Below are 22,680 nucleotides of genomic sequence, written 5' to 3'. Positions count from 1 at the left end.
CTTGAACTCGGCACTGCATCGATGAAGACATGGATGGTCGGGACGAGCCCGACCATGACGCGGCTGACGCGCCGAATGCTGATCTCGGCAGTTCCCTCGCGCGCGATCCCGGTCTAGAGCATGCGTCGCTGCATTCCGCAGCGATGGCATGGCCGGACGACGATGTACGACATCAGATGGATTCGCGAGAACGCCGCGGCGTTCGACAAGGGGCTTGAGCGCAGGGGCCTGGCGCCGCTGTCGTCCTCGCTGCTCGAACTCGACGATGTCCGCCGCTCGTCGATCGCCAAGGCGCAGGCCACGCAGGAGCGCCGCAACGCGCTCTCCAAGGAGATCGGCAAGGCGATGGGCGCGAAGGATGTCGCGCTCGCCGATAAGCTGAAGGCCGAGGTTGCAGCGCTCAAGGAGCAGCAGCCGGCGCTGGAGGCCGAGGAGAAGGCCGCCAAGGACGCGCTCGACGAGAAGCTCGCCGCGATCCCGAATGTGCCTTTCGACGACGTGCCCGATGGCGCCGACGAGCACGACAATGTCGTGCTGCACGTCCATGGCGTGAAGCCGGAGGAGCGCGGGCTGCTCAAGGGCGTCAACGATCCCAAGCAGCATTTCGAGCTGGGCGAGGCGCTCGGCCAGATGGATTTCGAGAAGGCGGCCAAGCTCTCCGGCTCGCGCTTTGTCGTTCTCCAAAGCCAGATCGCGCGGCTGTCGCGGGCGATCGGGCAGTTCATGCTCGACATGCACACCGAGGAGCACGGCTATACCGAGGTCAATCCTCCGCTGCTGGTGCGCGACGATGCGATGTTCGGCACGGCGCAATTGCCGAAGTTCCGCGAGGACCAATTCCGCGCCGGCGAGGAGCACTGGCTGATCCCGACGGCCGAGGTGCCGCTGACCAATCTGGCAAGGGAATCAATCCTCTCCGAGGAGGAGCTGCCGCTTCGATTCACCGCGCTCACCCCCTGCTTCCGGGCCGAAGCCGGCTCGGCGGGCCGCGACACGCGCGGCATGTTGCGGCAGCATCAGTTCGAGAAGGTCGAGCTCGTCTCGATCACCGCGCCGGAGAAGTCGCGCGAGGAGCATGAGCGCATGCTCGCCTGTGCCGAGGCCGTGCTGAAGAAGCTCGACCTGCATTATCGCGTGATGACCTTGTGCACCGGCGACATGGGCTTCGCCTCGCAGAAGACCTGGGACATCGAGGCCTGGCTGCCCGGCCAGAAGACCTATCGCGAAATCTCGTCCTGCTCGGTCTGCGGCGATTTCCAGGCGCGGCGGATGAACGCCCGCTACAAGACCAGGGACGGCAAGGGTCCGTTCTTCGTGCACACGCTCAACGGCTCGGGCACGGCGGTCGGCCGCGCGCTGATCGCGGTGATGGAGAACTACCAGAACGCCGACGGCTCGATCACCGTGCCCGACGTGCTGGTGCCCTATATGCGCGGCGTGACGCGGATCGAGAAGGCGGCCTGAGACATGCGTATCCTCGTCACCAATGATGACGGCATCCATGCCGAGGGCCTGGCCGTGCTGGAGCGCATCGCGCGCCAGCTCTCCGACGATGTCTGGGTCGTGGCGCCCGAGACCGACCAGTCGGGCGTCGCGCATTCGCTGTCGCTGTCCAATCCGCTGCGGCTGCGCCAGATCGAGGAGAAGCGCTTCGCGGTGCAGGGCACGCCGACCGATTGCGTGATCATGGCGGTGCGCGCCGTCATGGCCGATGCCCGGCCCGATCTCGTGCTCTCCGGTGTCAACCGCGGCTCGAACGTCGCCGAGGACGTGACCTATTCCGGCACGATCGCGGCGGCGATGGAAGGCACGCTGCTCGGCGTGCCCTCGATCGCGATCAGCCAAGCGTATATGCCGGGCAATCGCGAGGCGATCCGCTGGGACTGCACTGAGAGCCATGCGCCCGGCATCATCCGGCGCCTGCTGGAGGAGGGCATTCCCGAGGGCGTACTGTTCAACCTCAATTTCCCCAATGCCCGGCCGGATGAGGTCGAGGGCGTCGCCGTCACCGTGCAGGGGCGGCGCGACCAGGGCATCGTGCAGCTCGAACCGCGCAAGGATGGCCGCGGCAATCCCTATTACTGGATCGCTTTCCAGCGCAGCGGCAAGGAGCCGGCCAACGGCACCGACCTGAAGGCACTGGCGGAAAAGCGCATCTCGATCACGCCGCTGGAACTCGACCTGACGCATGAGCCGACGCTGACGCGCTTCGCGCGGCTTTTCGCCTGAGCCTGGGGCGGGGAGGGGCATGACCGAGGACGCGCCGGCCAGCGAAGGCGAGCGCACCGTCGCCTTCCTGCTCTCGCTGCGTGCGCGGGGCGTGCGCGATCTCGCGCTGCTGCGTGCGATGGAGCGGGTGCCGCGCGATCGCTTTGCGCCGGCCCGCTTCGCCGATCTCGCCCGGCAGGACGTGTCCGTGCCGCTGCCCTGCGGCCAGACGATGACCGCGCCGCATACGGTCGCCAACCTGCTCGTGGCGCTCGACATGCAGCCGGGCGCGCGCGTGCTCGAGGTCGGGACAGGCTCCGGCTATGTCTCGGCGCTGCTGGCCGCGATGGGCGGCGAGGTCGTCTCGCTGGAGCGCTATCGCTCGCTGGCGCTGGCCGCGCATGAGCGCGTCTTGGGCAGTGGTTTCGGCGGGGTCGTCGACCTGCGCCATGCCGACGGCTTCCAGCCCGACCGGACGCTTGGGCGCTTCGACCGCATCCTCGTCAACGGCGTCACCCAGGCGGTGCCGGAGGCGCTTCTGGCGCGGCTGTCGCCAGGTGGGCGTCTCGTCGGGGCGTTGCGCATAGAGGGGGCTGCACGCCGCGTCGTCGTCACGCATCTGGAAGACGGGCAGTTCGATCATGCGACCGGGCCGGCGCTGCGCCTGCCGCCGTTGATCCCGGGCCGGTCCCGCGCGCTGTGATGACCCTCGGTTCCTGCCGTCATGCGGAGAGGCCGGCGAAACGCATCGGTTAGCGGCGATACAGGACGGCGGAGCCTTCGATGCCGTCGCCGGTCAGGCGGAGCTGGTTGATCGAAGAAGCCGATGAATCGGCGGCTGCCGATCTCGAAGACGACCATCCGGCCGGAAATGTCGCGCAATCGGAGCGCGTCCCTCTGAAACGGCCGGGCGGGGTCGAGATTGCCGAGCATTCTTTCGGTGTCGATCAGGACCATCTGCTTTTCCGACCGCCAGCTCCCATGCATCTGCTTCAGAATCGGCTCGGCCGCCAGCGTCGCCGGGGCCAAACGAAGCATGACGTTGCGTTACTGCGAGCCGGCCACGTCGGCAATTCGATGATCTGCAGCGGCACGGTCCGAGAGCGCGCCGTCAGCCCCGGGGCAATCCGCGCGCTCGGCGGCGTCAACCAAGTTTCTGACGGCGTTTACGCGAAATTAAGCTCAACGGGACTTTAATCCCGGTCATCGAGTTGCGTCGTTCGCGAGTACTCAGTTCATGCGTAGCCAAGCCGGATCGATCAATCCCCGCGCTCTCCGTCGTTTGTCCACGGTGTGCCTGTTCGCCATCGGCGTCAGTGCCTGCTCGTCGGATGCGATCCGTTTTACGGAGACGCCGTTCGAGAGTCCCTTCAAGTCGGCCCAGGCGCCGGTTCGCGATCCGGTCACGACCGGTTCGATCGGGCAGGTGTCGAGCGCGCCGCTGCAGCCGGTGGCCTCCGCGCCGATCGTTCGTTCGCAGCCCCTGCCGCCGCCGCAATCCTCCGTCGCGCTGAGCTCGCCGGCTCCGCAGGCCGTCTCCGGTGGTTCTGCCGGCTGGTCCGCGCAGGGCGGCACGCCGGTCGTGCTCGCCCAGGGCGAGACGCTCGACACCATCTCGTCGCGCTATGGCGTCCCGCGCGCCGCCATCATGTCGGCGAACGGGCTGAACAACGCCAATGTCGCTCCCGGCACGCGCATCACCATCCCCGTCTATAACGCGTCGGGCTCCGCTTCCGCTTCCGCCGCTGCTCCGGCGCCGGTTCGCCAGGTCGCCCAGGCGCCGGCCGAGACGCAGCGCTTCGTTGCCGGCCCGTCCGCTGCCCCGCGTGTCACGCCGCCGGCTGCCGTCGATCCGAAGGCGCAGGCCAAGGCTGCCGCCGAGGCCAAGGCCGCTGCCGCCGCCGAAGCCAAGGCGAAGGCTGTCGCCGACGCCCAGGCCATGAAGGAATCGCGCGCTCGCTTCGCTGCCGAAGCCAAGGCCAAGGCGGATGCCCGTAAGACCGCGGCCCTGCCGACGCCCGCCGCCAAGCCTGCGGCTGCGCCGGTCGCTGCCGTGAAGCCCGCTCCCGAGGCGAAGCCGGTGAAGACCGCTGCGCCTGCCGCCCAGCCGGCGAAGCCGGTCGTCGTCGCGAGCGCTCCGGCCGCAGAGTCGAAGCCGACCGCGATCCCCAGGTCCGAGCCCGTTGCCGAGCCGAAGACCACCGCCAGCATTCCGAAGCAGGAAGAAGAGTCGGCGTCCGACAAGGCGGATTTCCGCTGGCCGGCGCGTGGCCGCGTGATCTCCGGCTATAGCGGCAAGGGTGGCAACGAGGGCATCAACATCGCGGTTCCCGAGGGTACGCCGATCAAGGCGGCCGAGGGCGGCACCGTCGCCTATGCCGGCAGCGAGCTGAAGGGTTATGGCAATCTCGTCCTGATCCGCCACCCGAACGGCTATGTCTCGGCCTACGCCCATAACGGAGAGCTCAAGGTGAAGCGCGGCGACACCGTCAAGCGCGGCCAGGTCGTCGCCAACTCCGGCCAGACCGGCAACGTTTCCTCGCCGCAGCTGCATTTCGAGCTGCGCAAGGGCTCGGCGCCCGTCGATCCGACGCCTTATCTCAACAACTGATACCGGAGCTGCGGACACAGTTTCCCAATTCGATCGGTTCGCGAGACCCTCCCGATCGAAAAGAACGGGGCTGCCCCAGAAAAGGGCGGCCCCGTTTTCGTTTGTCTCTTGGGTTGGGTTGTCAGCCGCCGGGAACGTGTCATTCCGGGGCGCGCCGCAGGCGCGAACCTGGAACCCACGACTGGGCGAGACATGCAAAGCCGAGTCATAGGCGGCTCGCCCGGTCGTGGGTTCCGGGTTCTTCGCTGCGCGAAGCCCCGGAATGACAGGTGGGCCAGCTCAAAGTCGCTGCGACCGCCGACGCCTCTTCACCCCTCCAGCTTCTTCCCCAGCCGGCCGGCGAGGTCCTGGATGTATTGCCAGGCCGTGCGGCCGGAGCGGGAGCCGCGCGTCGTCGACCATTCCAGCGCGTCGCGGCGCAGCTCTTCCGGCGCCACGTCCAGCCCGAAATGGCCGGCATAGCCGTTGATCATCTCCAGGTACTCGTCCTGGCTGCATTTGTGGAAGCCGAGCCAGAGGCCGAAGCGGTCCGAGAGCGAGACCTTCTCCTCGATCGCCTCGCCCGGATTGATCGAGGTCGAGCGCTCGTTGTCCATCATGTCGCGCGGCAAGAGGTGGCGGCGATTCGAGGTGGCGTAGAACACGACATTGTCGGGGCGCCCCTCGACGCCGCCGTCGAGCACCGCCTTCAGCGACTTGTAGGAGGTGTCGTCGCTGTCGAAGGACAGATCGTCGCAGAAGACGATGGCGCGGTGCGGATCGTTGCGCAGCTGGCTCATCAGCCCCGGCAGGCTCTCGATGTCCTCGCGGTGGATCTCGATCAGCTTCAGCGGCAGCGCGTTGTTGGCGAGGCGCAGGTTGGTGTCGGCATGAACGGCCTTGACCAGCGAGGACTTGCCCATGCCGCGCGCGCCCCAGAGCAGGACGTTGTTCGCCGGCAGGCCCTTGGCGAAGCGCTCGGTATTCTCGGCCAACGTGTCGCGGACTCGGTCGACGCCGCGCAGAAGCGAGAGCGCGACGCGGTTGACCTTCGGCACCGGCACGAGCTCGGAGCCCGACGCCTGCCAGACGAAGGCGTCGGCCGACTTGAGATCGGCCGCCTTGCGGCGAGGCGGGGCGATGCGCTCCAGCGCGTCGGCGATGCGCAGCAGCGTGGCCAGCGTCTGGTCGGGGGCGGTCTCGGTCGTGGTCATGGCGGCGGGGCCTTCGTTTCGTTCCGTCGAACCGTACCGTACCGTCCGGTACGGTTCTTGCCGCTAGCTAAACCACGCCGTGGATCGTGCGCAAGGGGCATTGCGCGAATGGCAGCCAGCCCATAGGTGAGGGATCGCGCATGGGAGACTGGGCGCGTCCGATTGATTTCACGGCGTTGCTGGCTATAGTCCGCGCGATTTTGCGGCCGGGCGGTGGTTTTGGCTTGCGTCTTCCATCCAGAGATTCGCGGTCGGCGGCGTGCCGCCCCCGTACCAGAGGAGTGTATTCGTGATCACCCCCGCTTTCGCCCAGGCCACAGGAGCCGGTGGCGGCGCCGACATGCTGATCCAGCTCGTGCCGTTCCTGCTGATCTTCGTCATCATGTGGTTCCTGATCATCCGGCCGCAGCAGCGCCGGGCCAAGGCTCATCAGGAGCTGATCAAGAACGTGCGCCGCGGCGACACGGTCGTCACCTCCGGCGGCATGATCGGGAAGGTCTCGAAGGTCGTCGACGATGGCGAGATCGAGGTCGAGATCGCCGACGGCGTGCGCGTGCGCATCGTGCGCGGCATGATCCAGGACGTCCGCTCCAAGAGCGAGCCGGTCAAGAACTGAGAATGCGGCGGCTAAGGGCTCCCGCTGAGGGAGCCCCGACGCGATAACAAGGCTGTTCACGCAGATGCTTCGTCTCCAGGCCCGCAAGGTCATCCTCGTCCTGCTCGTGCTGTTCATCGGCTGCGGGCTCGCCGTGCCGAACCTCTTGTCGCCTGAGACGCGCAAGGCCATCGAAACCAACGCGCCGTCCTGGATTCCGAAGGCCTTCCTGCCGATCCATGCGGTGGTGCTCGGCCTCGATCTGCAAGGCGGATCGCATGTGCTGCTCGAAATTGACCGGGCCGAGCTGGTGCGCAGCCAGATCGTCCAGCTCCGTGACGATACCCGCCGCATCCTGCGCGACGAGCGCGCCGCGCCCCAAGGCGGCATCCAGACGACGCCGCGCGGCGTGCAGGTGCGTGTTCCGGATGCGACCGAACGCGCACGCGTACTGCCGAAGCTGCGCGAGCTCGCCCAGCCGATCGGCACGCTCGGTGCCTTCGGGCCATCCGGCAACCAGTCGATCAACATCACCGAGCAGCCCGACGGGCTGATCCAGCTCACGGTCACGGAAGCTGGCTCCAACGAGCGCATCCGCCGCGCTGTCGAGCAGGCCATGGAAGTGCTGCGCCGCCGTGTCGACGCGCTCGGCACGACCGAGCCGAACATCCAGCGCCAGGGCCTCGACCGCATCCTGGTGCAGGTGCCGGGTCTCCAGGACCCGCAGCGCCTGAAGCAGATCCTCGGCGACACAGCCAAGCTCGAATTCCGCCTCGTCGGCGACGCCAACAGCAGCGATGTCGACATGCTGCCCTCGCAGGATGCCGGCGGCCAGATGGTGCCCGTCGCGCGCCAGCCGGTCGTCGACGGCGCCGACCTGATCGATGCGCAGCCGGCCTTCGATTCGCGCTCGGGCACGCCGATCGTGAACTTCCGCTTCAATATCCGCGGCGCTCAGCGCTTCGGCCAGATCACCACCGAGAATCTCGGCCGCCCGCTGGCGATCGTGCTCGACAACAAGGTGATCTCGTCGCCGGTGATCCAGTCGCCGATCACGGGCGGCTCGGGCCAGATTTCGGGTAATTTCACCGTCGAGCAGGTCAACAACCTGTCGATCCTGCTGCGCGCCGGCGCGCTGCCCGCCAAGATGACGATCGTGGAAGAGCGCACCGTCGGCCCCGGCCTCGGCGCCGACTCGATCCAGGCCGGCAAGATGGCGACCCTGATCGCGACCGTGCTGGTGGTGATCTACATGCTCGCAACCTACGGCGTCTTCGGCCTGATCGCGAGTATCGCGCTGCTCGTCCATGTCGGCCTGATCTTCGGCCTGATGTCCTTCCTCGGCGCGACGATGACGCTGCCCGGCATCGCCGGCATCGTGCTGACCATCGGCACGGCGGTCGACTCCAACGTGCTGATCTACGAGCGCATGCGCGAGGAGGAGCATCAGGGCCGCAGCCTCGTCTCCGCGCTCGAAGCGGGCTTCCAGCGCGCGTTTGCGACCATCATCGACTCCAACGTCACCATGCTGATCGCGGCGGTGGCGCTGTTCTCGCTCGGCTCCGGCCCGGTGCGCGGCTTCGCGGTGGTCTTCATCCTGGGCATCCTCACCACCGTCATCACGGCGGTGACGCTGACCCGGATGCTGATCGCGATCTGGTACCGCTGGGCCAAGCCCAAGCACCTCCCGTTCTGACGCTGCCAACCCCCTAGGAGATTGGCCATGCGCATGCGCCTGCTTCGTATCGTTCCCGACAACACCAAGTTCAAGTTCGTCTGGTTCCGCCGCTTCAGCTATCCGCTGTCGGCCGCCTATTCGATCCTTGTGCTCGCTCTCTTCCTGACGGTCGGCCTGAATTTCGGCATCGACTTCAAGGGCGGCACCCTGATCGAGATGCAGACGAAGGGGCAGGCGGTCGACATCGCCCAGATCCGCCAGACCGCCAACGGGCTCGGCTTCGGCGAGGCCGAGGTGCAGGAATTCGGCTCGGGCGGCGAGGTTTCGATGCGCTTCGGCATGCAGCCGGGCGGCGAGACGGCGCAGCAGGCTGTCGTCGTCAAGGCGCGCGAGGCTTTCGCCTCCGGCTATGAGTTCCGGCGTGTCGAGACCGTCGGCCCGCGCGTCTCGGGCGAGCTCGTCCAGGCCGGCACGCTCGGCGTCGTGCTCGCGATCGTCGGCGTGCTGATCTATCTCTGGTTCCGCTTCGAGATGCCGCTGGCGATCGGCGCGATCCTCGGCACGCTGCACGACATCGTGCTGACCATCGGCTTCTTCCTGATCACGCAGCTCGAATTCAACCTGACCTCGATCGCGGCGATCCTGACCATCGTCGGCTACTCGCTGAACGAAACCGTCGTGGTGTTCGACCGGACGCGCGAACTCCTGCGCCGCTACAAGACCATGCCGGTCGCCGAGTTGCTGGACCTCTCGGTGAACTCGACACTGTCGCGCACCGCAATGACCGCGACCACGACCTTCCTGTCGCTGCTGGCGCTCGTGCTGTTCGGCGGCACGGCGATCGAGGGCTTTGCGTTGGTCATGCTGTTCGGCGTCGTGGTCTGCACCTATTCGGCGATGTTCGTCTCGACCCCCGTGCTGCTCTACATGGACGTCCGCTCGGCCGGCGCCCGCGAGGAGGCGCAGGAGGCGGCGCGGGCCGCCAAATCTTCCGCCACCAACGCCAAGGCCTGATCGCGGCCAGGGTTTCCACTCATCATGCCGCGCTTCGAGGGCTTCATTCCCGGCCGGTTTCCGCTCGATGCCATCGGCGCGGGCGGGTTCCGCTTCGCCGAGATGAGCCATAAGGGCTCAATCATCGCGACACCGGCCGGCATCCGCATCTGGCCGGTGACGCGCTTTGCCGAGGTGACGATCGAGAGCCTGCAATCCGTGCTCGACGAGGCCGGCACGATCGATTTCCTGCTGATCGGCACGGGGCCCGACATCGCCTTCATTCCGCCCGCTCTCCGTGATCCCCTGAAGCAGGCCGGAATCGCGGTCGAGGGCATGGCGACCGGCGCTGCGGCGCGGACCTTTAACGTCCTTGTGGGCGAGGATCGGCGGGTGGCGGCGGCCCTGATCGCGGTCGATTAGGAGCGCTTCGCGAGCCGGCCATGTGAGCGGCGCGTAGCGATGACGCCGCGCTTGGCCTAGACTGGGCTTGCGCCGAGGGCGAATGATGACGGGCCAGGGCGGAATGATGCCGCAGACCGATACCGACAACCGCAGGGAAACCGCGCCGACGCGCCTGCCGGAGGCCTATGCCCATTGCGCCGAGCTGGTCCGCGAGCAGGATCAGGATCGCTATATCGCCGGGCTCTACGCGCCCGAGGACCGCCGCGCCGCGCTCTATGCGCTCTATGCCTTCAGCCTGGAGATCGCACGGGTCAGGGCGCTGGTCAGCGAGCCGCTGCCGGGCGAGGTCCGGCTGCAATGGTGGCGCGACGTGCTCGAAGGGCAGGCCGGCGGAGAGACGCAGGCGCACCCGGTCGCCGCGGCCCTGCTCGACACGATCAAGCGTTATCGCCTGCCGGTCGCGCCGCTGACGGCGCTGATCGATGCGCGCATTTTCGATCTCTACGACGATCCGATGCCGTCGCTGCGTGATCTCGAAGGCTATGCCGGCGAGACCGTGAGTGCGGTGATGCGGCTCGCCTGCATCGTCCTAGCCGGCGGGCGCGACCCAGGCGGCGCGACGGCTTGCGGCCATGCCGGCGTCGCCTACGCGCTCACGGGGCTGATGCGCGCCTTCCCGTGGCATGCGGCCGAGGGGCAGGTCTACCTGCCGGCCGATATCCTCACCCGCAACGGCGTGACGCGCGACGACATCGTGCGCGGGCGCGGCGGGCCGGGCGTGCTCTATACGCTCAAGGAATTGCGCGAGATCGCGCGCGGGCACCTGAAGAAGCTGGTGAGCCTCAGCGAGACGATTCCCTCCGGCCTGAAGCCCGCCTTCCTGCCGGTGGCGCTGGTCGAGCCCTATCTCAAGCGGATGGAGGTCGGCGGCTACGATCCCTACCGCACCATCATCACCCTGCCGGCCTGGAAGCGGCAGTGGGTGCTGTGGCGGGCGTCGCGGAAGAAGTAGAGGCGCGGGACTTAGGTCGAGTGTCGCACGCCGATTTGCGGTACCCTGAAACAACGGAAGCGCGGGGAACCCTCTCCCGGAGGGAGAGGGCAGGGTGAGGGGTAGGCCGCTCACCGTGATTGCCGTGAGGTGGTCGCTGCGCAGCGGTTAGGCCGATGCCTTACTGGTCCAACGGCCGACACCTCACCCCTGCCAATCTCCTTACAGGAGAGGGGTTCCCCGCGGTTTTCCTTCCCGTTGAGCACGACGGATGAGTTTCCTACTCCGCCGCCTTTGCCTCGACGCCACCCGCCCATTCGTCCATCACCTGCTTGGCGCGGGCCGTCAGGGCCTGCTTGCGGGCGAGGCTCTTGGCCGGGCCCTTCAGGCGCTTGCCGTCGGGGCCGGTGGTCGCGACGCCTTCGATGGGCGGGAAGAGGCCGAAATTGATGTTCATCGGCTGGAAGGAGCGCGGCCCCTCGTCGATCGTGACGATATGGCCGCCGGTGATGTGGTTCACCAGCGCGCCGAGCGCCGTCGTCGCGGGCGGCATCGGCAGCTCGCGGCCGAGCCGCTCGGCGGCAGCCATGCGGCCGGCGAGGAGGCCGGTGGCGGCACTTTCGACATAGCCCTCGCAGCCGGTGATCTGGCCGGCGAAGCGCAGGCGCGTATCGGCCTTGAGGCGCAGGCGCTCGTCGAGCAGCTTCGGCGAGTTCAGGTAGGTGTTGCGGTGGATGCCGCCGAGCCTCGCGAACTCGGCGTTCTGCAGGCCGGGAATCATCCGGAAGATCGCGGCCTGCTCGCCGTATTTCAGCTTGGTCTGGAAGCCCGTCATGTTGAACAGCGTGCCGAGCGCGTTGTCCTGGCGGAGCTGGACCACGGCATAGGCCTTGACCGTCGGGTTGTGCTTGTTGGTGAGGCCGACCGGCTTCATCGGGCCCCAGCGCAGGGTCTCGCGGCCACGCTCGGCCATGACCTCGATCGGCAGGCAGCCGTCGAAATAGGGCGTGCCCTCCCATTCCTTGAACTCGGTCTTCTCGGCGGCGAGCAGCGCGTCGATGAAGGCCTCGTACTGGTCGCGGTCGAGGGGGCAGTTGATGTAGTCGGCGCCGGTGCCACCGGGCCCTGCCTTGTCGTAGCGCGACTGGAACCAGGCCTGGTCCATGTCGATCGAATCGAAATGGACGATCGGAGCGATGGCGTCGAAGAAGGCGAGGGCATCTTCGCCGGTCAGCGACTGCAGGCCCGCGGCCAGTGCGGGCGAGGTCAGCGGGCCGGTCGCGATGATGACCTTGGTCCATTCGGCCGGGGGAAGGCCGGCGATCTCGCGGCGATCGATGGTGACGAGCGGGTGAGCTTCCAGCGCTGCGGTGACGGCTTGGGAAAAGCCGTCGCGGTCGACCGCGAGCGCGCCACCGGCCGGGACCTGATGGGCATCGCCCTTGGCCATGATCAGCGAGTTCAGCCGGCGCATCTCCCAATGGAGCTGGCCGACGGCATTGCTGGAGGAATCGTCGGAGCGGAAGGAGTTCGAGCAGACGAGCTCGGCCAAGCCTTCGGTCTTGTGGGCGTCGGTGCCGCGGACGGGGCGCATCTCGTGGATGACGACGGGGACGCCGGCCTGAGCGATCTGCCAGGCGGCTTCGGAGCCGGCGAGACCGCCGCCGATGATATGTACGGGTTCCATGGCTGCGGATGTGTCCGCAGCGGGCCGCGAGGTCAAGGGACAGGCGCCCTGAAATGCAAAATGCCCGCCGTGAGGCGGGCATTCGCTCTTCGACCGAAGCTCGAGGGGAGGGGAAACACGAGCCTCAGGAGAAACTACACGGAACGCGCCGCACCCTGTGCGCGGCGGTTCTCATTCCAGAGCCTTCAGGCCGCGGCGTGCGAACGCGCGATGAAGGAGATCTCCGAGCGCGACAGGCCGAGATCGTCGAGCTCGCGGTCGGTCAGACGGGAGAGCTCGCGAACGGTCTCGCGATAGCGGAGGTAGGCGCGGATTTTGGCAGCGATCATGGTGACGAACATGGTGGTTTTCCTTGGCGATATTCCGGACCGGGGCGGCGCCCACAGCGATAATCTCGTTGTGCAGTGCATATAATCCGGACAGCCTGCTTCAAACAGAGGCGCGCGGTCAGCTCCGATATGCTTTCAGCGCATGACGAGTTAAGGTTCCGGTCATTTTCTTGGGATCGTTCTGCGTTGAACGTAACGCTTGCGGCGAAATTGAGGAAATTGGCAGCCTGCTATTTGTGCATGCGCCAATCCGGGCAGTGGCTTCGTCCGTAATTGCCTCTCAAATAAGCATGTTGCAACTGCTAAATGGCGAGCGCTTGCGGCAAGGCAATTTTGCGTTGCAGCAGGGGCTGCGTGGCTGCGATGCCGGGTCGCAGCGGAGATCCGCGGCACGACTTGAAATAATCCGCGTGCGGCAGCGGTTGCCGGGCAGAACTTGCCGATTCGGCGGTCGGTGCCCCCCGGTATCTGAGCTGGATATCGGCCAGTCCGTTGAAATCAATAGCGGATTTTCACAGCTCGGCCGCGGCCCGCAGCTTGCCTGCCGGTGGTCAACAGAAAGGAGCGCGCGATGACCGTCTCATTCTCGACCTCGAACTGGCCCGTCAACCTGCCGAAAGCCTACGCCGCCAAACAGGCCGCCGATGACGATTCGAAGCAGGGGGGCGGCGCTTCCGCCTCGTCCTCTGCCTCGTCCTCCTCGACCGAAGCCGAATTCCTGAAGATCGCGCGGATGACGCCGGAGGAGCGGGTTCAGGCCGCGCTCCTCGCCAAGCTCGGCATGAGCGAGGACCAGTTCAACAAGCTCGACGCCCAGGCCAAGGCCGACGTCATGACCAAGATCCGCGACGAGATGCTGAAGCAGATGGAAGCCAAGGGCGAGAACGCGACCAAGACCGGAGCGCTCGCCGATATCCGGGTGTGACGCGTTTCGAGGATGCTGTGGCGCCAGGCTGCTTTGATTGTTCCGGCGCTTGCGGGCTTTCCATGGAAACGCAGGTCATCCCGGACGGAGCGCAGCGAAGATCCGGGATCCATGCCTGAACCTTGAGCGGAAGCGCTCCGGCATGGATCCCGGGGCAAGCCCGGGATGACGGCGTTTTTCCGAGCGCGATCGGAAACCTCTAACCCACCTTGCTCGCATCGAAGCGCAGCAGCCGCAGCGCATTGGCGGTGACGATCACGGTCGCGCCGGTATCGGCGAGGATCGCGACCCAGAGGCCGGTATAGCCGAGCACGCTGGTGACCAGGAACACGGCCTTCAATCCGAGTGCGATCGTGATGTTGGTGCGGATATTGCCCATCGCGGCCCGCGCCAGCCGGATCATCGCCGCGACATCGCGCACACGGCTCTTCAGCACCGCGCCGTCCGCGGTCTCCAGCGCGACATCGGTGCCCGAGCCCATGGCGATGCCGATGCTGGCGGCGGCGAGCGCAGGCGCGTCGTTGATGCCGTCGCCGACCATCATCACGGGCGTCTCGGCGGAGAAGGCCTTGATCGCCGCGACCTTGTCGTCGGGCATCAGTTCAGCCTTGTGCTCCATGCCGAGGCCGGCGGCGATGGCGGCGCCGGTGCGGGCATTGTCGCCGGTCAGCATGGTCGAGCGGATGCCCATCGCCTTGAGCTCGGCGATGGCGGCAGCCGCGTCCTCGCGCGGCTCGTCGCGGAGCGCGATGAAGCCGGCGAGCACCCTATCGACGATGACGGCGGCGACGGTCTTGCCGGCGGCCTCCAGCTCCTCCGCCGTGACGCGTGCCCGCTTGTCGAAGGGCGCGCGGCTTTCGGCGTGGCGCGGTGCGCCGACGAAGACGGCGCGGCCATCGACCTTGCCGGTGACGCCCTGGCCGGCCAGCGCGGCGGCCTCGGCCGCTGGCTTGTAGGCGATGCCGTCCGTGCGAGTGCGCTCCAGCACCGCCTCGGCCAGCGGATGCGACGAGCCGTGCTCGACCGCGGCGGCGAAGGCCAGGACCTCAGCTTCGCTGCCGGCGAGCGCCACGACATCGGTGACGCGCGGCTTGCCCTGGGTGAGGGTGCCCGTCTTGTCGAAGGCGACGAGACCGGTCTTGGCGGCGGCCTCGATGACGATGCCACCCTTCATCAGCAGGCCCTGGCGGGCGCCGGCCGACAGGGCGGCGGCGATGGCGGCAGGCACCGAGATGACGAGCGCGCAAGGGCAGCCGATCAGCAGCAGCGCCAGCGCCCGATAGACCCAGACCGACCATTCGGCGCCCAGCAGGAGCGGGGGCACCAGCGCGACAAGCACGGCGAGCCCGACGATCGCCGGCATATACCAGCGCGAGAAGCGGTCGATGAAGCGCTCGGTCGGAGCGCGGGCCTCCTGCGCCTCCTCGACCAGGCGGATGATGCGGGCGATGGTGTTGTCCTCGGCCGCCTTGTCGACGCGCACGCGCAGGGCCGCCTCGCGGTTGACCGAGCCGGCATAGACGGGCTCGCCGACGCCCTTGGTCTTGGGCACGGATTCGCCGGTGACCGGGCTTTCGTCGATGCCGGACGTGCCGTCGGTGATCTCGCCATCGGCCGGGATGCGATCGCCGGGGCGGACCAGCACGATCTGGCCGATTGTCAGGCTCGCGGCATCGACCTGCCGGGTCGCGCCGCCGTTCTCTTCGACGATGGCCGTCTTGGGGACGAGGTCGCCGAGCGCCCGGATCGAGGCGCGGGCCCGGTCGGCCGCCACGCCTTCCAGCACTTCGCCGACCGCGAAGAGGAAGACGACCAGCGCCGCCTCCTCGGCCGCGCCGATGAAGAGCGCGCCGATGGCGGCGATCGTCATCAGCATCTCGATGGTGAAGGGGATGCCGGCACGCGCCGCCGCGAAGGCGCGCTTGGCTACCGGAGCGACGCCGACGATACAGGCCAGGATGAAGGCCCAGTGGCCGATGCCCGGCCAGATCAGGCCGGCGGCATAAGCGGCGCCAAGGAACAGGCCGGTCGCGATGACGAGCTTGCCTTTGCCGGTCTGGTACCAGCTCGCGCCATCGGGCGTGGCCTCGTGGACATGGCCGGGCAGGCCGTGGCCGTGATCCTTCGCGGCGGCGGGCTGCCTGGCAGCCTTCGGGCTGTGGTCATGACCGGCATGGTCGTGGCCGGAATGATCGTGCTTGTGATCGTGATCATGCGCATGGCCCGAGCAGCAGGCGTCGCCGTGCTCATGCTTGCCATGCTCATGCGCGTGACTGCTGTGGTCGTGGGCGTGGCCGCAGACATCCTGTTTCGGCGTGGCGCGCGGGGTGGCCGGGGCTGCCAGTGCCGTCGTCGTGTAACCGAGCCCGTTGACGCGCTTCTCGATCGCTTCCGGCGTGGTCGCGCCGGCATCGAGTGCGAGCGTCAGCGTCTCCGACATCACCGAGAGCTTGACGTCGCTGACGCCCGGCAGGCGCTCCACCGCGCCGCGAATCTTCGACGCGCAGCTCGCGCAATCCATGCCGCCGACCTTCCAGGCGAGGGTCCGGTTCGGGGTTTCGGGGCGGGCGGCCATGACGTGTCTCCGTCTCTCATTCGCTACGGGACATGTCTCTACAAGCTGTAGCCACTTCAGGTTCAAGAGGGAAAATGCATCTCGGGTGCGTGGGCGTCATGCTCGGGCTTGGCCCGAGCATCTCGTGCCGATGGAGGCTCTTGCGCCCTTTCGTCATGAGATTCTCGGGTCTGCGCTTCGCTTCGCCCGAGAATGACGGGCCGGCGCGGGCCCTCAATCCAGCGGAAAGACCGGCCGGCGCAGGCGCTTGTAGGGCAGACCGGCGATCCGGCTGGTGCAGGGACCGGGCGTCGCCACGGTGAAGCTGCCCTTGGCGATCTTGTCGTAGGCGCGACGGTGCGCCACCGCCGCCTTGACGCCGATGGCCTTCAGCGTCTCCGGCTGGATGCCCTGCGAGCGGAGCTGGCCGAGATCGAAGGGCGGGGTCTTGCGGCTGCTCAGCAGGACAGTGACGCCCTCGACCTTCACCACCGCGCACGGCCCCATGCTGAAATGCGAGCCCTGCGCGGCCGCGAGATGGCTGTTCAGGTCCTCCAGCGCGAATTCGCCGTCGCTGGCGCTGACGAAGCTGGCCTCGATCTCGACCGGCCCCTCGGCGATGGCGCTGCCCTTGCCACCGATCGAGAGCTTGCGGGTCTCTCCGGGCTTCGCGCCGGCCATGGCGGCGACGGCGGCGGGATCGGCGATGGCGACCGCGCAATTCTTGACGCCTTGGCGCAGGAAGGCGCGGAGCACCGAGGTCGCATCGCCCGGCGCGCCGCCGCCGATATTGTCTGAAGGCTCGACCACGATATAGGGCCCGCCGGGGGAGCGCAGGATTTCGGCGACGGCCTCGTCGAGATTCCATTCCGCCGGCAGGCCGAATTCGCGCAATTCCGTGGCGGTCGCGGTCAGGCGCTCCAATGCATCGCGGGCCGCAGCCTCGGGGCCAGTGAAGGCGACCGCGAAAGCGACGCCGGCCTCGGGGACATCCGAGAAGGAATAGCCGCCGACGACATTCGCCACCCAGATATCCGGGTTCTCCTGCTCGATCCGGCGCGCCAGAGCTTCCAGGTCGCGCATCGGCCGGTCGGCCGTGCCGGTGCCGGTCGGCGGCCAGATCACGGGGGCGTTGCAGGAGAGCATGCGCGGCAGCTCGCCGCTCTGGAGCGACCGCGCCAGCAGCTTCGCCGAGCGGACGGCGGATTCGCGAGCATCCGTGTGCGGGTTCTCGCGATAGGCGACGAGGGCGTTGGCATGCTCGGCCATGGCCGCGGTGAAATTCGCATGCAGGTCGAAGACCGCAAAGACCGGCAGCGTCTCGCAGCCGGGCACCGAGCGGATATGGGCCAGCAACGCACCTTCCGGGTCGAGGCATTCGGTCGTGACCATCGCCCCGTGCAGGGCGAGCCAGATGCCGTCGAGGCCGCCATTGGCGAGAGCTGCCTTCAATCCGGCGTCGAATTCCGCAAGGAAGCGCTGGAACACCGCGTGATCGACCGTGCCGGCCGGCAGCGCGCCGTAATCGATGGTCGGCAGGACCTCCCAGCCTTCGGTTTCCGCGACTTCGAGGAAGCCGTCGAGCGTCGAGCCGTCGCCGCGGCGGGCCAGTAATTCCGTGCCCTTGCGGATGGTGAAATCGGCGAGCGTCGTCTCCTCGTCGACGAAGCTGTGCGTCTCGTGGAACAGCGATCCCAGCAGGATGCGGCGGCGGGACATGATCGGCTGAATCTCCCAGGCTTGCGAAGCCTGCGCATCTCGGCCGCCGATCTGTTCCGGATCAAGCCTGCATTGTTCCATCCTAGGGAACGCAGATGCTTTGACGGGCGCACCCTGTCCCGGTTTCATGAGACCGGCCGGCAGTCCGAAGGGGCGGCTGCCGCCTCTGATCGAAAGAGCATGCGGATGCGCGTCTTCACGGCCTCGCTGGCGACGGAAACCAATACGTTCGCGCCGCTCTTCGTCGATCGCAGCGCCTTCGAGGGCGGCTTCTACTGCCCGCCCGGCACGCATCCGGATACGCCGACGCTGTGCTCGGCACCGACCGTCGCAGCGCGCCGCCGTGCCGGCAGCGAGGGCTATGCGCTGTTCGAGGGCACGGCGACCTGGGCTGAGCCGGCCGGCCTCGTCTCGCAGGAGGGCTATGAGAGCCTGCGCGACGAAATCCTCGATCAGCTCAAGGCGGCCTTGCCGGTCGATATCGTCCTGCTCGGCCTGCACGGGTCGATGGTGGCGCGCGGCTATGACGATTGCGAGGGGGACCTGATCGCACGGGTGCGGGCGCTCGCAGGACCGGATTGCGTCATCGGGGTCGAACTCGACATGCATTGCCATCTGACCGCAGAGATGGTCGGGGGCGCCGACATCATCGTCGCCTTCAAGGAATTCCCGCATACGGATTTCCTGGCGCGGGCCGAGGACCTGCTGGAGCTCTGCCTCAAGACCGCGCGCAAGCAGGTGAAGCCGGTGAGCGCCGTGTTCGATTGCCGGGGGCTTGCCGCCTTCATGACCAGCCGCGAGCCCGGCCGCAGCTTCGTCGACCGGCTCCTGGCGATGGAGGGCCAGGACGGCATCCTCTCGATCTCGGTCGCGCATGGTTTTCAGGCGGCGGATGTCGCCGATGTCGGGACCAAGGTGCTGGTGATCACCGATGGCGACGCGGCGAAGGCCGCCGCGCTGGCGAAACAGCTCGGCCTCGAAATCCTGCGCTGGGGGCAGGGCGCCTCGCCGAAGCATTACAAGCCGGAGGAGGGCATCGCGGCCGCGGTCGATCTGGCGCAGCCCGGCAAGCCGGTGGTGCTGGCCGATCGCTGGGACAATCCGGGCGGTGGTGTCGCGGGCGATTCCTCGGTGATGGTCGAGGCGCTGTTGCGGCATCCCGAGATTCCAGCAGCGATCGGCGCGCTATGGGACCCGGTCGCGGTGAGCCTGTGCCGGGCAGCCGGTGTCGGCGCCGAGATTCCGCTGCGCTTCATCGGCAAGGCGGCGCCGTCCTCGGGGCGGCCGATCGACGCGGTTGTGACGGTTACCGGCGCGACCGCGGATTTGCTGATTCCGTTCGAGCAGAGCTGGGTTTCGCTCGGGCCGGCCGCCGCGATCCGGATCGGCCAGCTCGACATCGTGCTGGCCTCGACGCGGGCGCAGACCTTCAGCCCGCCGGTCTTCACCGATCTCGGCATCGACCTCGGCGCCAAGAAGGTGGTGGTGGTGAAATCCTCCAACCATTTCCACGCTGCCTTCGCGCCGATCGCGGCACAGGTACTTTATCTCGACAGCGGTGGACCTTACCCGCCCGATTCGAGCAAGATCCCCTATACCAAGGTGAAACGCCCCTTCTCTCCGCTGGATCCGAATCCATGGCTGTGACTGCTTCCGCCCCGCTCCCGCGCCTGTCGCTCCGCGAGATCGAGGACCAGCGCCTCGATGTGCTGGTGAAGGGGCTGCCGCCGGGCGCGTCGCTGCGGCTCGGCGATGTCGGCAAGCAGGGCTGGAACGTGCTCGCCGGCGACATGCCGATGCCGCTCGCCGTGATCCGCGAGAGCGTGCTCAAGGCCAACAGCACCTGGATGAGTGCATTCACCGGGGCAAACGATCTGCTGATCGCGCCGCATGGCAAGACGACGATGGCGCCGCAGCTCTTCGACCTGCAGATCGCCGATGGCGCCTGGGCGATCACCGTCGCGACGATGCAGCAACTGGCGGTCGCCCGGCATTTCGGGGTGAAGCGCGTGATCCTCGCCAACCAGCCCGTGGGGCGGCAGGAAGTGGCCGCTTGTTTCGAGGCGCTGCGGCAGCCGGGCTTCGAGCTCTATTGCCTTGCCGACAGCGTCGCCGGCGTGGCTCTGCTGGCGGAAGCCGCGAAGGGGCATGCAGGCGCCAATCCGTTACGCATTTTCGTCGAGATCGGCTTCATGGGCGGACGCACCGGCGCCCGGACCCGCGAGGAGGCGCTTGTCGTGGCGCGGGCCGTTGCGGGCGCGCCGGGCTTGCGGCTCGCCGGCTTCGAATGCTTCGAGGGCCTGCATAGCGACAGCGCAGGCGCGGATAAACAACTCGACGAGGTGATCGCCGTCGCGGCGGCGGCGAATGGCGAGGGCCTGCTCGGGCCCGAGCCGCTGGTCCTGAGCGCCGGCGGAACCGCGCTGTTCGACCGTGTCGGCGAAAAATTCAACGCTGCGAGCCTCGGGCGCCCGCTCCTCAAGGTGCTGCGCTCCGGCTGCTATCTGACGCATGACGATCTCGGCTATTCGGCCTCTTTCCGCCGGATCATGCTGGAGACCAGCCTGAAGCTGCCGCAGGGCGGGCTCGAACCCGCCCTCGAGGTCTGGGCCTATGTCCAGTCGCGGCCGGAGCGCGGGCGCAGCCTGCTCACTCTCGGCAAGCGCGACGTCACCTATGATTCCGCTTTGCCCGTGCCTGTGCGCTGGTATCGGCCGGGTGGCGCGATGAAGCGGCCGGAGCCGATGCCGGCGGGCCATACGGTGCTGGGACTGAACGACCAGCACTGCCATCTCGGCACGACGGAGCAGAGCCCGCTCCAGGTCGGCGATATGGTGGCCTTCGGCATCGCCCATCCCTGCCTGACCTTCGACAAATGGGCCGTGCTGATGCTGGTCGATGACGACTGGACCGTTACCGGCGCAATCCGGACCTTCTTCTGACGCGCTTCCGAATCTGTTCCTTCTGGTGAAACCTGCAATCCTTGACGTGAATTCGGGCCGTTCCTAGCCTGCATCTCACAGAGGGAAGGCCCGCCATCCGCGACGCGGACGAGACGGGCCAGGCGGCGATGACGGGAAGCACGGCGAAGGCCGGCCCCTGTCTCGCGCGAAATCGGCCAGCTTGGCCGGCAAGCAGGATGCTGGGAGGACCGTTCGTGACGACACCGTCATTTCCGATGACTGACGAGTCCGATCTTGCAGCGCGGGGCGTGCGGCGGCGCAGCCTGCTGCAACTGCTCACAGTCGGCGGCGCGGCGCTCGCTGCGCCCGGCCTGTGGAGCAGCCTCGCGCTGGCTCAGGGGCAGGCGCCGGTCGCCGGCGGAACGCTAACGATCGGTGCCGATGCCGATCCGATCGGGCTCGATCCGGTCACGGTCAACGCCTTCTCGTCCTTCGATTTCACCAGCCTGCTCTATACCGGCCTGCTGCGCTGGAACGCCCAGATGAAGGTCGAGCCGGACCTCGCCACGGGCTACGAGCAGCCCGATCCGAAGACCTATGTCTTCAAGCTCCGGCAGGGCGTCAAATTCCACAACGGCAAGGATTTTTCCGCCGCCGACGTCAAGCATACCTTCGATCGAATCATGAACCCGGCGACGGGCAGCCGCCTCAAGGCGCTCTATTCCAGCGTCGAGTCGGTGACGGTGGTCGATCCCTTCACGGTGAAGTTCCAGCTCAACGCCACCGATGCGGCCTTCCTCAGCAATCTCGCCAGCAACCCCAACGGCGCGATCGTACCGGCCGGGGTCGAGAACCTCGTCACCCAGCCTGTCGGCACCGGGCCCTTCGCCTTCGAGGCCTACCAGCCGAACCAGCAATTCTCGCTGACGCGCTTCGACGGCTATTACGAGAAGGGCGAGCCCCATCTCGCGAAGGTGATCTTCAAGTTCTACAAGGACCAGGCGACGCTGACCTCGGCTTTGCGCTCGCGTGCCATCGACATGACCTGGGTGAAGGACCCGAAGGTCGCGACCGCAATTTCGCGGGCCTCGTCGAATTTCGTCTCGGCGCCGGGCCAGACCTCGCGGACCTTCCCGATCTGGCTGAACATGAAGGCCAAGCCCCTCAACGACGTGAAGGTGCGTCGCGCGCTCAGCCTCGCCACCGATCGCAAGGCCTGCCTCGATACCGTGCTCGGCGGCTCCGGCAAGGTTGGCGCAATGATCCCGGAAAGCCAGGTCGGCGGCTATGACGGCATCAGTGAACTGCCTTATTACAAGCATGATCCGGCGGCGGCGAAGGCGCTGCTGGCTGAGGCCGGCTATCCCAACGGGATCGATCTCGGCGACTATATCGTCGTCGCGGCCAATCCGCTCGACGTCGCCTGCGCGCAGATCCTGCAGCAGCAATGGCAGGCGGCGGGCATCACCGTGAAGCTGGTGCCGATGGAGACCGCGCCGCTGCTGGCCAAATGGGCGAGCGGCGACTGGCCGACGCTGCTCTCGGTGGCGCTGTCCTGGACGCCGGACCCGGACGGGGTGTTCCAGTACATCGTCTCGACCAGCGGCTACGGCAAGGCGATGGGCTCGAACGATCCCGAGCTCGACAGGCTGATTTCGGAGGCGCGCTCCGAACTCGACGTGCCCAAGCGCGCTGCCAAGAACCTCGATATCCAGAAGCGCATCGCCGAGAACGCCTATGTCATCCAGATCTACCAGTATCCGCTGCGCTGGGAGATCTGGTGGAACTACGTCCAGGGCTATGTGCCGCTGGCTGCGAATATCCGCTCCTTCGTGCGTACGACATGGCTGAAGAAATAGATCCGGCCTGCCGCCTTCCGGCGGAGATCT

At 67.4% G+C, this 22,680-nt stretch carries 19 protein-coding genes; 14 read left to right on the top strand and 5 right to left on the bottom strand.

The features are described from left to right. The first annotated feature begins 162 nt into the window (after positions 1 to 162). The 5 genes from serS (at position 163) to ACFJGT_RS12565 (ending at position 4,819) form a co-directional block, all read left to right on the top strand. Entirely contained in the window at positions 163 to 1,464 is a 1,302-nt protein-coding gene (gene serS / locus ACFJGT_RS12585; protein ID WP_377848830.1) for a serine--tRNA ligase, read from the top strand. A 3-nt stretch (positions 1,465 to 1,467) separates the two neighbouring features. Further along, on the top strand, positions 1,468 to 2,229 hold the full coding sequence (gene surE, locus ACFJGT_RS12580) for a 5'/3'-nucleotidase SurE (RefSeq protein WP_377848829.1): 762 nt from the start codon (positions 1,468 to 1,470) through the stop codon (positions 2,227 to 2,229). A 19-nt stretch (positions 2,230 to 2,248) separates the two neighbouring features. Beyond that, the gene (locus tag ACFJGT_RS12575; RefSeq protein ID WP_377848828.1) at positions 2,249 to 2,911 is read left to right on the top strand and encodes a protein-L-isoaspartate O-methyltransferase; all 663 of its coding nucleotides are present in this window, start codon (positions 2,249 to 2,251) and stop codon (positions 2,909 to 2,911) included. Positions 2,912 to 2,991: 80 nt separating this feature from the next. After that, positions 2,992 to 3,405, top strand: a complete 414-nt coding sequence (locus tag ACFJGT_RS12570; RefSeq protein ID WP_377848827.1) for a hypothetical protein — start codon at positions 2,992 to 2,994, stop codon at positions 3,403 to 3,405. Between the two features lie 40 nt (positions 3,406 to 3,445). Continuing rightward, on the top strand, positions 3,446 to 4,819 hold the full coding sequence (locus tag ACFJGT_RS12565; protein WP_377848826.1) for a peptidoglycan DD-metalloendopeptidase family protein: 1,374 nt from the start codon (positions 3,446 to 3,448) through the stop codon (positions 4,817 to 4,819). Positions 4,820 to 5,127: 308 nt separating this feature from the next. On the opposite strand, the gene ACFJGT_RS12560 is transcribed toward ACFJGT_RS12565, so the two are convergent. Beyond that, the gene (locus tag ACFJGT_RS12560) at positions 5,128 to 6,012 is read right to left on the bottom strand and encodes an ATP-binding protein (protein WP_377848825.1); all 885 of its coding nucleotides are present in this window, start codon (positions 6,010 to 6,012) and stop codon (positions 5,128 to 5,130) included. 340 nt (positions 6,013 to 6,352) lie between these two features. Between ACFJGT_RS12560 and yajC the strand changes: the two genes are divergently transcribed. The 5 genes from yajC (at position 6,353) to ACFJGT_RS12535 (ending at position 10,695) form a co-directional block, all read left to right on the top strand. Next, positions 6,353 to 6,628, top strand: a complete 276-nt coding sequence (gene yajC / locus ACFJGT_RS12555) for a preprotein translocase subunit YajC (protein WP_377848977.1) — start codon at positions 6,353 to 6,355, stop codon at positions 6,626 to 6,628. Positions 6,629 to 6,692: 64 nt separating this feature from the next. Then, the gene (gene secD / locus ACFJGT_RS12550; protein ID WP_377848824.1) at positions 6,693 to 8,303 is read left to right on the top strand and encodes a protein translocase subunit SecD; all 1,611 of its coding nucleotides are present in this window, start codon (positions 6,693 to 6,695) and stop codon (positions 8,301 to 8,303) included. Positions 8,304 to 8,336: 33 nt separating this feature from the next. After that, the gene (gene secF / locus ACFJGT_RS12545; RefSeq protein ID WP_377848976.1) at positions 8,337 to 9,299 is read left to right on the top strand and encodes a protein translocase subunit SecF; all 963 of its coding nucleotides are present in this window, start codon (positions 8,337 to 8,339) and stop codon (positions 9,297 to 9,299) included. Between the two features lie 24 nt (positions 9,300 to 9,323). Beyond that, the gene (locus ACFJGT_RS12540; protein ID WP_377848823.1) at positions 9,324 to 9,701 is read left to right on the top strand and encodes an Mth938-like domain-containing protein; all 378 of its coding nucleotides are present in this window, start codon (positions 9,324 to 9,326) and stop codon (positions 9,699 to 9,701) included. A gap of 82 nt (positions 9,702 to 9,783) precedes the next feature. After that, entirely contained in the window at positions 9,784 to 10,695 is a 912-nt protein-coding gene (locus ACFJGT_RS12535) for a phytoene/squalene synthase family protein (protein ID WP_377848822.1), read from the top strand. Between the two features lie 259 nt (positions 10,696 to 10,954). Here ACFJGT_RS12535 and trmFO read toward each other — a convergent pair whose 3' ends face one another. Further along, entirely contained in the window at positions 10,955 to 12,361 is a 1,407-nt protein-coding gene (trmFO, locus tag ACFJGT_RS12530) for a methylenetetrahydrofolate--tRNA-(uracil(54)-C(5))-methyltransferase (FADH(2)-oxidizing) TrmFO (protein WP_377848821.1), read from the bottom strand. 185 nt (positions 12,362 to 12,546) lie between these two features. Next, a complete protein-coding gene (locus ACFJGT_RS12525; RefSeq protein ID WP_082009515.1) occupies positions 12,547 to 12,702 on the bottom strand; it encodes a DUF1127 domain-containing protein in 156 nt (51 codons plus the stop codon). 559 nt (positions 12,703 to 13,261) lie between these two features. Here ACFJGT_RS12525 and ACFJGT_RS12520 point away from each other — a divergent pair. Further along, complete coding sequence (locus ACFJGT_RS12520) at positions 13,262 to 13,615, top strand: hypothetical protein (RefSeq protein ID WP_377848820.1); 354 nt, start codon at positions 13,262 to 13,264, stop codon at positions 13,613 to 13,615. Positions 13,616 to 13,814: 199 nt separating this feature from the next. Here the strand turns inward: ACFJGT_RS12520 and ACFJGT_RS12515 are convergent, their stop codons facing one another. After that, the gene (locus tag ACFJGT_RS12515; RefSeq protein ID WP_377848819.1) at positions 13,815 to 16,190 is read right to left on the bottom strand and encodes a heavy metal translocating P-type ATPase; all 2,376 of its coding nucleotides are present in this window, start codon (positions 16,188 to 16,190) and stop codon (positions 13,815 to 13,817) included. A 213-nt stretch (positions 16,191 to 16,403) separates the two neighbouring features. Further along, positions 16,404 to 17,888 (bottom strand): M81 family metallopeptidase, encoded by a 1,485-nt coding sequence (locus ACFJGT_RS12510; RefSeq protein ID WP_377848818.1) that lies wholly within the window; start codon positions 17,886 to 17,888, stop codon positions 16,404 to 16,406. A gap of 186 nt (positions 17,889 to 18,074) precedes the next feature. Between ACFJGT_RS12510 and ACFJGT_RS12505 the strand changes: the two genes are divergently transcribed. The 3 genes from ACFJGT_RS12505 to ACFJGT_RS12495 all read left to right on the top strand — a co-directional run bounded on the left by ACFJGT_RS12505 (position 18,075) and on the right by ACFJGT_RS12495 (position 22,650). Continuing rightward, complete coding sequence (locus tag ACFJGT_RS12505; RefSeq protein ID WP_377848817.1) at positions 18,075 to 19,535, top strand: M81 family metallopeptidase; 1,461 nt, start codon at positions 18,075 to 18,077, stop codon at positions 19,533 to 19,535. Further along, complete coding sequence (locus ACFJGT_RS12500) at positions 19,526 to 20,830, top strand: alanine racemase (RefSeq protein ID WP_377848816.1); 1,305 nt, start codon at positions 19,526 to 19,528, stop codon at positions 20,828 to 20,830. The genes ACFJGT_RS12505 and ACFJGT_RS12500 overlap by 10 nt, the downstream gene beginning before the upstream one ends. Before the next feature lie 236 nt (positions 20,831 to 21,066). Then, a complete protein-coding gene (locus ACFJGT_RS12495; protein WP_377848815.1) occupies positions 21,067 to 22,650 on the top strand; it encodes an ABC transporter substrate-binding protein in 1,584 nt (527 codons plus the stop codon). The last annotated feature ends 30 nt before the right edge of the window (positions 22,651 to 22,680 follow it).

This window comes from Allobosea sp. UC22_33 (genome assembly GCF_042700715.1).
Lineage (GTDB): Bacteria > Pseudomonadota > Alphaproteobacteria > Rhizobiales > Beijerinckiaceae > Allobosea.
Note: the sequence above shows the minus strand (reverse complement) of the source record. Positions and strands in the feature narration are given on the sequence as shown.

Excerpts from the sequence above, each read along its gene's own strand:
- yajC (WP_377848977.1), top strand. The coding sequence starts at position 6,353 with ATGCTGATCCAGCTCGTGCCGTTCCTGCTGATCTTCGTCATCATGTGG.
- secF (WP_377848976.1), top strand. The coding sequence starts at position 8,337 with ATGCGCCTGCTTCGTATCGTTCCCGACAACACCAAGTTCAAGTTCGTC.
- ACFJGT_RS12570 (WP_377848827.1), top strand. The coding sequence starts at position 2,992 with ATGCCGTCGCCGGTCAGGCGGAGCTGGTTGATCGAAGAAGCCGATGAA.
- ACFJGT_RS12520 (WP_377848820.1), top strand. The coding sequence starts at position 13,262 with ATGACCGTCTCATTCTCGACCTCGAACTGGCCCGTCAACCTGCCGAAA.
- secD (WP_377848824.1), top strand. The coding sequence starts at position 6,693 with ATGCTTCGTCTCCAGGCCCGCAAGGTCATCCTCGTCCTGCTCGTGCTG.
- ACFJGT_RS12500 (WP_377848816.1), top strand. The coding sequence starts at position 19,526 with ATGGCTGTGACTGCTTCCGCCCCGCTCCCGCGCCTGTCGCTCCGCGAG.
- ACFJGT_RS12515 (WP_377848819.1), bottom strand. The coding sequence starts at position 16,190 with ATGGCCGCCCGCCCCGAAACCCCGAACCGGACCCTCGCCTGGAAGGTC.
- ACFJGT_RS12510 (WP_377848818.1), bottom strand. The coding sequence starts at position 17,888 with ATGTCCCGCCGCCGCATCCTGCTGGGATCGCTGTTCCACGAGACGCAC.
- ACFJGT_RS12560 (WP_377848825.1), bottom strand. The coding sequence starts at position 6,012 with ATGACCACGACCGAGACCGCCCCCGACCAGACGCTGGCCACGCTGCTG.
- surE (WP_377848829.1), top strand. The coding sequence starts at position 1,468 with ATGCGTATCCTCGTCACCAATGATGACGGCATCCATGCCGAGGGCCTG.
- ACFJGT_RS12565 (WP_377848826.1), top strand. The coding sequence starts at position 3,446 with ATGCGTAGCCAAGCCGGATCGATCAATCCCCGCGCTCTCCGTCGTTTG.
- ACFJGT_RS12525 (WP_082009515.1), bottom strand. The coding sequence starts at position 12,702 with ATGTTCGTCACCATGATCGCTGCCAAAATCCGCGCCTACCTCCGCTAT.
- ACFJGT_RS12535 (WP_377848822.1), top strand. The coding sequence starts at position 9,784 with ATGATGACGGGCCAGGGCGGAATGATGCCGCAGACCGATACCGACAAC.
- serS (WP_377848830.1), top strand. The coding sequence starts at position 163 with ATGTACGACATCAGATGGATTCGCGAGAACGCCGCGGCGTTCGACAAG.
- trmFO (WP_377848821.1), bottom strand. The coding sequence starts at position 12,361 with ATGGAACCCGTACATATCATCGGCGGCGGTCTCGCCGGCTCCGAAGCC.
- ACFJGT_RS12575 (WP_377848828.1), top strand. The coding sequence starts at position 2,249 with ATGACCGAGGACGCGCCGGCCAGCGAAGGCGAGCGCACCGTCGCCTTC.
- ACFJGT_RS12540 (WP_377848823.1), top strand. The coding sequence starts at position 9,324 with ATGCCGCGCTTCGAGGGCTTCATTCCCGGCCGGTTTCCGCTCGATGCC.
- ACFJGT_RS12495 (WP_377848815.1), top strand. The coding sequence starts at position 21,067 with ATGACTGACGAGTCCGATCTTGCAGCGCGGGGCGTGCGGCGGCGCAGC.
- ACFJGT_RS12505 (WP_377848817.1), top strand. The coding sequence starts at position 18,075 with ATGCGCGTCTTCACGGCCTCGCTGGCGACGGAAACCAATACGTTCGCG.